The 1470-nt window shown below is 59.7% G+C and carries 2 protein-coding genes; both read right to left on the bottom strand.

Features of this window, described 5'->3' with window-relative positions; translation table 11 throughout:
- Window positions 1-110 precede the first annotated feature (110 nt).
- Window positions 111-896, bottom strand: a complete 786-nt coding sequence (locus EWH12_RS21835) for an SDR family NAD(P)-dependent oxidoreductase (RefSeq protein ID WP_120222534.1) — start codon at window positions 894-896, stop codon at window positions 111-113.
- Entirely contained in the window at window positions 893-1444 is a 552-nt protein-coding gene (locus EWH12_RS21830; protein ID WP_004213210.1) for a recombinase family protein, read from the bottom strand. The genes EWH12_RS21835 and EWH12_RS21830 overlap by 4 nt, the downstream gene beginning before the upstream one ends.
- Window positions 1445-1470: the final 26 nt, after the last annotated feature.

Genomic DNA, 1470 nt, shown 5'->3' with positions numbered 1-1470 from the left:
GGGGTGACTACACGAAAGTGACGTATCTGCACGCTAAGGGCGAACAAATCCGGTACGATGCCAGCAGATGCTATTCGCAGGCTTTCCTGCCCCTTTTATGTGGTGCCGCCCTACGGGCGCCGATATGGGAGGGCGGCAATCCGATTGACCAACGATCGAGGTAGAACCCTGCTCGCCAAATATGTGAGCTGGTTGCCCATCCCCGGTATGGCGAAGGATTGCCGATAAACCAGAGCGTGGACTGCATGGGCCGCGCACCGGTCAACGTCCATCAAACCCAACCTCCCCCACTTCAAATCGCTGAGGGCAGCCATGTCTGTGTCGATTCCACCGGGTGCAAAAGACCCAACACTCACTCCCGTCCCGGCAAGCTCCACGGAAAGCGCTCGCATGAGGGTGCTCACATAGGCTTTCGACGCGCCGTAGACCGCTTGGAAGGGCACGGATGTTTCGCCCTCCAGGCTCGACACGGCGATTACTGAGGATTCAAACGGCTGCTCCCTGAAAATCGCAATCAGGCGAGCCAGCAAATCCGTGAAACCGAGTATGTTTGTTTCAATTACCTCGGCATAAGTGTCGGCACGGCCTGCATCAAATGAACCAACGCTCGTCATTCCGGCAACCAACAAAGCGGCTGTTACTTGCAATTCTGCAACCTTAGCCGCGATTTTCTCCCTGCCCTCGATTTCACGTTGATCAGCCACTATAATCTCGCACGGCACATTGAACCGCTCGTCAATTTCGGTCTGTAGCTCCCGCAAGTTGTCGAGCCTTCGTCCAACAATCAGGGGCTTGGCCTGGTACGATGCCGCCAAGCGGAGGGCGGACGCTCTGCCCAAACCGGTCGAAGCCCCTGTGACCAGCACCCACGAGTTCTTGATCGCCAGCGGTTTCACGCGTTTTCCAGAGCCTTGTATAGGGCGGTTTTGCCGATCTTGAGCCGGGCCGCCGCCTCACGAACAGTGAGGCCCGCTGCGATATGCGCCCGCGCTTTACGTAGTTTGTCGGGGGTAACGACAGGCCGGCGACCACCCTTGTTGCCCCGCTCGCGTGCGGCCTTGAGGCCGGCATGAGTGCGTTCACGGATCAGGTCACGCTCGAATTGGGCCAGCGAGCCGAAGATGTTGAACACCAGCATGCCGCCCGAAGTGGTGGTGTCGATATTCTCGGTGAGTGAGCGGAACCCGATGCCGCGCGCCGCAAGCTCGCCGACCTTCTCGATCAGGTGGCTCATCGAGCGGCCGAGGCGGTCGAGTTTCCAGACCACCAGCGTGTCGCCGGGGCGCAAATAGGCGAGCGCTTCGGTTAGGCCAGGCCGATCGGCTTTTGCCCCGGATGCGTGATCGTCGAATATACGGTCGCACCCGGCAGTGTTCAGCGCGTCAAGCTGGAGCGACAGCTTCTGGTCTGCGGTCGAGACGCGCGCATAGCCGATCAGCGCCACATGATGCCCGATCCTGTCCGTTTTCC

The sequence above is a fragment of the Sphingobium cupriresistens genome, assembly GCF_004152865.1.
In the GTDB taxonomy this organism is placed as follows: domain Bacteria; phylum Pseudomonadota; class Alphaproteobacteria; order Sphingomonadales; family Sphingomonadaceae; genus Sphingobium; species Sphingobium cupriresistens.
This window is presented reverse-complemented; position numbering and strand designations above follow the sequence as displayed.